This window comes from Mycobacterium sp. shizuoka-1 (assembly GCF_002723835.1).
Taxonomy (GTDB): domain Bacteria; phylum Actinomycetota; class Actinomycetes; order Mycobacteriales; family Mycobacteriaceae; genus Mycobacterium.
This window is the reverse complement of record NZ_BEWG01000061.1, coordinates 124098-132529: the sequence shown is the minus strand read 5'-3', so window position 1 is coordinate 132529 and position 8432 is coordinate 124098. Positions and strand designations below refer to the sequence as shown.

Here is an 8432-nt window from a genome sequence, read left to right as displayed (position 1 = left end):
GTGTTTGGTAACCACACCGATACCGGAGGTCCTCACCTACTTCCGCTCACCACGCCGTTCACAACCTGTCTGGGAGTTACACCTAGGGCGTCACGCCGCCGGCGAGCGCCGCAGTAGCCGAGACGACACGATCAACGCCGACACACTGCCGACCAGCCACAGCCCGAGCACGATGAACGGCAACGGCCGCTGGTTGTCCGGGAAGTAGGTCGCGGCGTGGATCGCCGACACGGTCGCCCCGCTGGGCAGCGCATGGTTGAAGAACGCGAACGGCTGGGGCAGCAGCGACGCCGACACCGCCCCGCCCGACGACGTGTTGCCGAGCAGGATGAACACCAGCCAGGTCGGGATGATCGCCCACCGGTGGATCAGAACCAGCATTGTCGAGTTGAACGACGCGGCGACCGCGATCTGCACCGAGGTCAGCAGCCACAGTTGCGGGAACGGCGTGCTCAGCGCGCCCAGCACCGGCCCGGTGACACTGGCCAGTGCCGCACCGCCGACCACCGCGAGCACCACCAGGGCGACCAGCCAGCGCCGCAGGCTCAGCGTCTTCACGTTGGCCCGCAGCTGGAACATCGTGATGAAGCCCAGGATCGTGGCGGCGATGACCAGATAGAACGTGGCCAGCCCGGCCGGATCGGACGGCGGCAGCGGATGCAGATCGACGATCGGCAGGATGAACTGCCCCGGCTGGGTCTGGTCCAGCTGGATCAGCGCACGGGTCCCCGACGGGTCGCTGGCGCTGGAGAGCAGCAGCTGCGCCGGCTTCGCGGTGGCGTCGATGGCGGCGGTGATGCGCTGAGAGTTGATCGCGGTGACCGCGTCCTCACGGGTCGGATACTGCTGGACGTCGAATTCGGCGGGGTTGCGGTGCAGCGCAGCGACGAACGGCGCGGTGGCGGACGTCGACCCGACAACGCCGACCGGCAGGTTGCGCGGCGACGGCCGGCCCAGCGCGACGGTGTAGGCGGCGGCGAACGACGACGCCAGCACGATCGCGATCGCGATGACGGTCGCGGCCTTGCGGATCTCGAGCGGGATGCGCTGTATCGAGAGCCCGGGCACACGCGCACTCTACGGCTTGACTGCCTGCAGGGTGTAGCTCAGCGGCAACCGGTCCCCGTGCTCGTCGAGGCGCCATTCGCCGTCGGTGTTGCGCATCCGCCCCGGCAACGCGTCCCACGGCACCGAGTCGTGTTCGACGAGCATGGTGAGCCGCAGCCCGGCGTCCAGCAGCGCGGTGACGATCTCGCCGAGACCGTGGTTCCACTCCCGGGTTTCGGTGTGGGTGAACACCGCATCGGTGTCGACGTAGGTGCCCGATCCGTCGAAGCGAACCGGCTCGGCGTGTTCGAAGTACGGGTAGCGCAGCACGATCGCGTCGGTGCGCTGCTCGTCGACCGACCACAGCACCGGGTGGCCTTCCCGGAGGAAGAGCCGGCCGCCGGGGCGCAGCAGCGCCGCCACCACCTGCGCCCAGCGCCGAATGTCGGGCAGCCACACCAGGGCTCCGACCCCGGTGTACACCAGATCGAAGCTGCCGGCCTGCACCACCGTCGGGGCACGGTAGACATCGGCCTGGACGTAGTCGATGGGCAGCCCCGCCTGCGCGGCGATGTCGCGGGCGACCGCCACCGCGGCGGGCGAGAAGTCCAGCCCGGTCATCCGGGCTCCCAGCCGGGCCAGCGACAGGGTGTCGGTGCCGATGTGGCATTGCAGGTGGATGCCGGCCAGGCCGGTCAGATCGCCGAGGCGGGCGCTGTCGAAACGCACCACGCCCGACAGCGCACCCGGGTCGTCGATCAGCTGGCGTACCGCGTAGTCACTGGACACCGCGTGAGCCGGGGCCCGCTCGTCCCACCAGAGTTGGTTGGTGTTGCGGTGTTCGGCGTCCACACCGCCAGTGTGCGAGCTAGAGCGTCACCGGCATCGGACCGACACCCCAGATGTCGTCGCAGTACTCGGCGATCGCACGGTCGGACGAGAACTTGCCGCTGCGGGCGGCGTTCAGGATCGACATCCGCGACCAGGTGTCGGCGTCCTGCCAGGCGGCGCTGACCCGGGCCTGGCAGTCCACATAGGAGCGGTAGTCGGCCAGCACCAGGAACGGGTCGTGGTGCAGCAGGTTGTCAACCAGGGGGCGCAGCACCTCGGTGTCGCCGTGGGTGAACGTGCCGTCGACGATCAGCTCCAGCACCTCGGCCAGTTCGGGGTCGCGCTCGACGTAGCTGGTCGGCCGGTAGCCGTCGGCCTGCAACTGCTGCACCTCCTCGACGGTGAGGCCGAACAGGAAGAAGTTGTCGGCGCCGGCCTCTTCCCGGATCTCGACGTTCGCGCCGTCCAGCGTCCCGATGGTCAGGGCGCCGTTGATCATGAACTTCATGTTCCCGGTGCCGGAGGCTTCCTTGCCCGCGGTGGAGATCTGCTCGGACAGGTTGGCGGCGGGGTAGATCAGGTGGGCGTTCTTGACGTTGAAGTTGGGCAGGAACACCACCCGCATGAAGCGGTTGACGTCGGGATCGTTGTTGACCGTGGCACCGACTGCGGTGATCAGCCGGATCATGCGTTTGGCGATGAAGTACCCGGGCGCCGCCTTGCCGCCGAAGATGAACGCGCGCGGCGCGATCGCGAAGCCGGGGTTGCGCTTGAGCCGGTTGTACAACGTGATGATGTTGAGCACGTTGAGGTGCTGGCGCTTGTACTCGTGAATGCGCTTGACCTGCACGTCGAACATCCAGGTCGGGTCGAGCTCGATGCCGGTCGTCGAATGCACGAACTCGGCGAGCCGACTCTTGTTGGCGCGCTTGACCGCTCGCCACCGTTCCCGGAACGCGGGGTCGTCGGCGTAGGGTTCGAGCCGGCGCAGCTGGTCCAGGTCGGTCAGCCAGCCGTCGCCGATGGTCTCGTCGAGCAGCGTCCGCAGCCCGGGGTTGGACAGCGCCAGGAAACGCCGTGGCGTGACGCCGTTGGTCACGTTGCCGAACCGCTCCGGCCACATCTCGTAAAAGTCCTTCAGCACACTGGCTTTCAACAGCTCCGAGTGCAGCGCGGCGACACCGTTGACGGCGTGGCTGCCGACGGTGGCCAGGTGCGCCATCCGCACGCTCTTGCCGCCGTCCTCGCCGATCAGCGACATCCGCCGGGCACGTTCCTCGTCGCCGGGGAACGTGGCCGCCACCTCGTCGAGGAACCGGCTGTTGATCTCGTAGATCAGTTCCAGGTGCCGGGGCAGCGATTCGCCGAAGATGCCCAGCGGCCAGGTTTCGAGGGCCTCGGGCAGCAGCGTGTGGTTGGTGTAGGCGAAGGTGGCCACGGTGATGTCCCAGGCCTCGTCCCAGCTCATGTGGTGTTCGTCGATCAGCAGTCGCATCAGCTCGGCGACCGCGATCGAGGGATGTGTGTCGTTGAGCTGGATGGCCCACTTCTGCGGCAGCGCCGACAGCGGCAGGTGGGCGCGTTCGGTGTGGATGCGCAGGATGTCCTGCAGCGACGAGCTGACGAAGAAGTACTGCTGCTGCAGGCGCAGCCGTTTGCCGGCGTCGGGCTCGTCATTGGGGTAGAGGACCTTGGAGATCTTTTCCGAGAGCACCTCGTCCTCGACGGCCTTGTAGAAGTCGCCGGTGTTGAAGGCGTCCAGCGCGAACGACGACACCGACCGGGCACTCCACAGAGTCAGCGTGTTGCAGGTGTTGACCCCGTAACCCTGGATCGGGGTGTCGTAGGAGACCCCCTTGATCACCCGGCGGGGGATCCAGCGCACTCGGTGATTGCCGGCGACGTCCTCGTACTGTTCGGTGCGCCCGCCCCAGTTGACCAGGTAGCTGGCATCGGGTTTGTCGATCTCCCAGGGGTTTCCGGCGACCAGCCAGTTGTCGGTCTTCTCGACCTGCCAGCCCTCCTGGATCTCCTGGTCGAAAATGCCGAATTCGTAGCGGATTCCGTAGCCGATCGACGGTCGTTGCAGGGTGGCCAGCGAATCCAGATAGCAGGCGGCCAACCGGCCCAGGCCGCCGTTGCCCAGCCCAGGCTCTTCCTCGCACTCCAGGACCACGTCGAGGTCCTGACCCAGCGCGGCCAGCGCCTCACGCGCCTGCGCCTCGATGCCGAGATTGAGCAGGTTGTTGCCGAGCTGCGGGCCCATCAGGAATTCTGCGGACAGATAGCAGGTGACCTTCTCCGGGCCGGTGAGCCAATCCTGCGTGGTGGCCATCCAGCGCTGCTGCATGCGGTCGCGGACGGCCAGCGCCAGTGCGCGGTAGTAATGCTCGGTGGTCAGCACGCTGGGTGGGCGGGCGATGGAGTACGCCAGGTGATCGGCGATGGCGCGGTGCAGCGCGTCGGCCGACAAACCGGTGCGGCTGTGTTCGTGCGGCCTGGCGGCCTCGCCGGTGACGTCACCCGGGGCGTTGTTCACGACATCCGTCATTGGCTTCTCCTGCTTGGGGACCACTTCTCGATCCGGACGAGGACCCGAAGTCTGGCACCGCCGTATTTCGGCAAGGCGAGGTCCACGAGTCGCTCCCGTGAACTATCGCGCATCACCGCGCGCATCGCGCGCCGAGCAAATCTCTACGATCGCAGTCATGACGACGCTTGCGGACCGTCCGAAGACCGCGCTACTCGTGGTCGATGTGCAGAACGACGTCGTCGCACGCGCCCACGACCGGGATCGGGTGATCGCCACCATCGCTCACCTGGTGGACAGCGCGCGACGGGCGGGTATACCGGTGATCTGGATACAGCACGCCGATGCCGAACTGCCGGCCGGAAGCCCCGAATGGCACATCGTCGACGAGCTGACCCCGGCAGCCACCGAGCCGGTGGTGGCCAAGCATTACGGCGACTCGTTCGAAGACACCACTTTGGAAGCGACGTTGGCCGAACTCGCGGTGGGGCACCTCGTCGTCGTCGGCGCCCAGACCGATCAGTGCATCCGCTCGACGATTCACGGCGGGTTCGCCCGCGGCTACGACGTCACGGTGGTCGCCGATGCGCACACCACCGAGGATCTGTCGGCATGGGGCGCCCCGCCTCCCGCGCAGGTGATCGCGCACACGAACCTGTACTGGTCGCATCAGAGCGCTCCGGGCCGGAGCGCCGCCGCCCCGATGGCGGCCGAGGTCGTTTGGTAAACGACCGCCACCGCCGAAGCCAGCGCTATACAGTTTCACGGAACTGTTCACTGCCCTGGGTTGCGGCCGCCGCAAGAACGGACGGAGACAATGACGTCGACACTGGGTGATCACCTCGTCGGGTTGGCCCGTGGGATGCGCGATCTGGTGGTGGCCCATGCCGGTGAATCCGAGCGGCTGCGCACCATCGCCCCGGCGGTGGTGCAGGAGATGTGGGCCAGCGGCCTGATGTCGGCCTTCAACCCGGCCGCGGCCGGCGGCACGGAGCCGTCGTTCGCCGAGATGATCGAGACATGGATCGAGATGGCGTGGCAGGACGGGTCCTTCGGGTGGATCGGGATCGCCAACCTGCCGTCGTCGTTCGCCGCGGCGGCCTACCTGCCCGACGAGGGTTTCGCCGAGGTGTTCACCGCCAACGGCAACCGGGTCACCATGGGTGGGCAGTTCTTCCCCAACGGACAGGGCGCGGTGGTCGACGGCGGGTACCGGGTGAGCGGCTCGTGGAGCTTCGGATCGGGCACCGGGCATGCCGAGTACGTCTGTGCCGGGTTCTTCCCGATGGACGACGGCCAGCCACGGATGGCAGCAGACGGTCTGCCCGAGATGCGGGTCGCGGTCATCCCGCGCGACCAGATCACGTTCAAGGACGGCTGGTATGTCCAGGGCCTCAAGGGAACCGGCTCCTATGACTACGCGGTGGCGGATGTGTTCGTGCCGGCGGTCCGGACCTTCCCGCTGTTCGCCCGGACTCCCAACCGCGGTGCGTCACCGGCCACCCGGATGGGCCTGATGCCGGTGACCGCGGCGGGTCACGCCGCGTGGGCGCTCGGGGTCGCCAAGAGCATGCTCGACGACGTCGAAGAGCTGGCCGCCACCAAGTTCCGGATGAGCGACATGGCCTCGCTGGCCAGCCGCCCGACGTTCCAGAAGGACCTCGCCCATCACGTCGCGGCATGGCGCGCGGCGCGGCTGCTGGTGCTCGACGCGTTCAGCACCGCCGAGGCCGCCGTGGCCGCCGGGGACGAGCTGACCCCGACACTGCGCGCCGACATGCGGGTGGCTGCCGTGTATGCGACCGACGTCGCCCGCCAGGCCGCCGAATGGGCGCACCTGGCCGCCGGCACCACCTCGATCCGGGAGGGCAGCCGCCTCGAGCGCGCCTTCCGCGACATCTACACGGGCACGCAGCACGCGTTCATCAGCGAGAAGGTGGCCATGGACGCCGCGCAGATCTGGCTGGGCATCATCGCCGACCAGCCGGGGTTGTGACACCCCGGCATTTCTCGCGCGGCGACGGTCTCGCCGCACTAATGTCCAACGGTTATGACCGACTGGTCGGATCCGCGGCTGCCGAGCAATCAGACGAGTAGTCCCCGGCAGCTCAAACGGCTGAGCCGCACGTTCGCCGGTGTCGGTGTCGGAATCCCGCCCGAGCGTCTACAGCAGATCGCGATGGGGCAGGCGACCACCGAGGACGAATTCGTCGACGTGACGTTCGCGCTGACCGCGACTGCGCTTCGCAGCGAGCAGCGACGATCCAAAGTCGGCCGTGCACAACGTCGTTGCGTGCGCGGCGCCATCGTGTTCGTCGCGATCCTGATCGCGATCAACGTGCTGATGTGCCTGGGCCTGCTGTTGTTCGTGCTGACCCAGCACACCACCCCGTATTAGGCGGTCACGTAGGAGTCGGCGACATCGAGTGCCTTGTCCAGGATGGCCAGACCCTCGGCCACCTCGGCATCGGTGATGTTGCAGGCCGGCACCGCGTGGATGCGGTTGAAGTTGGCGAACGGCAGCAGGCCGCCGGATTTGCACGCGGCGATCACGGCGTTCATCGCGTCGCTGGATCCGCCGTAGGGCGCCAGCGGCTCGCGGGTGGCCTGGTTGGCCACCAGCTCGATCGCCCAGAACACGCCCAGGCCGCGGACCTCGCCGACCGACGGATGACGGGCGGCCAGCTCGTGCAGGCCGGGGCCGAGCACCTGCTCGCCGATCCGGGCGGCGCCCTCCACCATGCCTTCGTCCTCCATCGCGTTGAGGGTCGCGACGGCGGCCGCACAGGCCAGCGGGTGACCGGAGTAGGTCAGGCCGCCGGGGTAGGCGCGGTCGGCAAAGGTGTTGTAGATCGCATCGTTGATGGCCACCCCGCCGAGCGGCACGTAGCCGGAGGTGACGCCCTTGGCGAAGGTCATCAGGTCGGGCACCACGTCGAAATGGTCGATGGCGAACCACTTTCCGGTCCGCCCGAAGCCGGCCATCACCTCGTCGGCGATCATCACGATGCCGTGGCGGTTGCAGATCTCCCGCACCCCGGCCATGTACCCGGGCGGGGGCACCATGATGCCGGCGGTGCCCGGCACCGACTCGAGGATGATCGCGGCGATCGACGAGGCTCCCTCGTGGGCGATCAGCCGCTCCAGGTACTCCAGCGCACGCTCGGATTCCTGCTGCTCGTTCTCGGCGTAGAACGACGAGCGGTACAGGAACGGGCCGTTGAAGTGGATGACGCCGGCGCTGGCGTAGTCGTTCGGGTAGCGCCGCGGGTCACCGGTCAGGTTGATCGCGGTGTCGGTGCCGCCGTGGTAGGAGCGGTACCGGGAGAGCACCTTGCGCCGGCCGGTGTGCAGCCGGGCCATCCGCACGGCGTGCTCGACGGCGTCGGCGCCGCCGTTGGTGAAGAACACCCGGTTCAGGTCACCCGGGGTGCGCTCGGCGATCAGCCGGGCGGCCTCCGAGCGGGCGGCGTTGGCATGCTGCGGGGCGATCGTGCACAGCTTGGCGGCCTGCTCGGCGATCGCCGCGACGACCTTCGGATGCTGGTGACCGATGTTGGTGAACACCAACTGGCCGGAGAAGTCCAGCAGCTTGTTGCCGTCACCGTCCCAGACGTAGGAACCCTCCGAGGCGACGATGGTCATCGGCTTGATCTGCGCCTGCGCCGACCAGGAATGGAAGACGTGCCGGCGATCGAGCTCGTAGGCGCGGGTCGCCTCGGCGCGGGCGCTCTCGGCGTCCAGACCGTTGGGCAGCAGGTGCGAAGTCGTTGCAGTCATGCGGGTGCGTGCCTCTTTCGAGCTCAGTTGTTCTGCGGGAAGCCGAGGTTGATGCCACCGTGGCTGGGGTCGAGCCACCGCGTGGTCACTACCTTGCCACGAGTGAAGAAGTGCACGCCTTCGGTGCCGTGCGCATGGGTGTCGCCGAACAGCGAGCTCTTCCAGCCGCCGAAGCTGTAGTAGGCGGTCGGAACCGGAATGGGCACGTTGATGCCGACCATGCCGACCTCGACCTCGTTCTGGA

8 protein-coding genes are annotated in these 8432 nt (G+C 67.8%); 3 read left to right on the top strand and 5 right to left on the bottom strand.

Features of this window, described 5'->3' with window-relative positions; all coding sequences use genetic code 11:
- Window positions 1-90: 90 nt before the first annotated feature.
- Genes MSZK_RS18510 through MSZK_RS18500 form a run of 3 tightly spaced genes read right to left on the bottom strand, consistent with a single transcriptional unit; the run spans window position 91 to window position 4429 of the window.
- On the bottom strand, window positions 91-1068 hold the full coding sequence (locus MSZK_RS18510) for a DUF3533 domain-containing protein (RefSeq protein WP_233211385.1): 978 nt from the start codon (window positions 1066-1068) through the stop codon (window positions 91-93).
- Between the two features lie 9 nt (window positions 1069-1077).
- Window positions 1078-1899: a class I SAM-dependent methyltransferase gene (locus tag MSZK_RS18505; RefSeq protein WP_099250139.1), complete on the bottom strand. Its 822-nt coding sequence runs from the start codon at window positions 1897-1899 to the stop codon at window positions 1078-1080.
- A 16-nt stretch (window positions 1900-1915) separates the two neighbouring features.
- The gene (locus MSZK_RS18500; RefSeq protein WP_099250138.1) at window positions 1916-4429 is read right to left on the bottom strand and encodes a glycogen/starch/alpha-glucan phosphorylase; all 2514 of its coding nucleotides are present in this window, start codon (window positions 4427-4429) and stop codon (window positions 1916-1918) included.
- Window positions 4430-4586: 157 nt separating this feature from the next.
- Here MSZK_RS18500 and MSZK_RS18495 point away from each other — a divergent pair, with 157 nt between their 5' ends.
- The 3 genes from MSZK_RS18495 (at window position 4587) to MSZK_RS18485 (ending at window position 6806) form a co-directional block, all read left to right on the top strand.
- Window positions 4587-5135, top strand: coding sequence for a cysteine hydrolase family protein (locus tag MSZK_RS18495; RefSeq protein ID WP_099250137.1), 549 nt, complete (start codon window positions 4587-4589; stop codon window positions 5133-5135).
- 90 nt (window positions 5136-5225) lie between these two features.
- Entirely contained in the window at window positions 5226-6404 is a 1179-nt protein-coding gene (locus MSZK_RS18490; protein ID WP_099250136.1) for an acyl-CoA dehydrogenase family protein, read from the top strand.
- A gap of 54 nt (window positions 6405-6458) precedes the next feature.
- Window positions 6459-6806 (top strand): hypothetical protein, encoded by a 348-nt coding sequence (locus tag MSZK_RS18485; protein WP_099250135.1) that lies wholly within the window; start codon window positions 6459-6461, stop codon window positions 6804-6806.
- On the opposite strand, the gene MSZK_RS18480 is transcribed toward MSZK_RS18485, so the two are convergent.
- Both MSZK_RS18480 and MSZK_RS33085 read right to left on the bottom strand, forming a co-directional pair.
- Window positions 6803-8188, bottom strand: a complete 1386-nt coding sequence (locus tag MSZK_RS18480; RefSeq protein WP_099250134.1) for an aspartate aminotransferase family protein — start codon at window positions 8186-8188, stop codon at window positions 6803-6805. The two genes, MSZK_RS18485 and MSZK_RS18480, sit on opposite strands and share 4 nt — an antisense overlap.
- A gap of 23 nt (window positions 8189-8211) precedes the next feature.
- On the bottom strand, window positions 8212-8432 hold a 221-nt coding region (locus tag MSZK_RS33085; RefSeq protein WP_233211384.1), incomplete at its 5' end, for an aldehyde dehydrogenase family protein.

Bases quoted from the DNA above. Each gene is read 5' to 3' on its own strand.
- MSZK_RS18500 (WP_099250138.1), bottom strand. From the start codon at position 4,429: ATGACGGATGTCGTGAACAACGCCCCGGGTGACGTCACCGGCGAGGCC.
- MSZK_RS18495 (WP_099250137.1), top strand. From the start codon at position 4,587: ATGACGACGCTTGCGGACCGTCCGAAGACCGCGCTACTCGTGGTCGAT.
- MSZK_RS18490 (WP_099250136.1), top strand. From the start codon at position 5,226: ATGACGTCGACACTGGGTGATCACCTCGTCGGGTTGGCCCGTGGGATG.
- MSZK_RS18485 (WP_099250135.1), top strand. From the start codon at position 6,459: ATGACCGACTGGTCGGATCCGCGGCTGCCGAGCAATCAGACGAGTAGT.
- MSZK_RS18480 (WP_099250134.1), bottom strand. From the start codon at position 8,188: ATGACTGCAACGACTTCGCACCTGCTGCCCAACGGTCTGGACGCCGAG.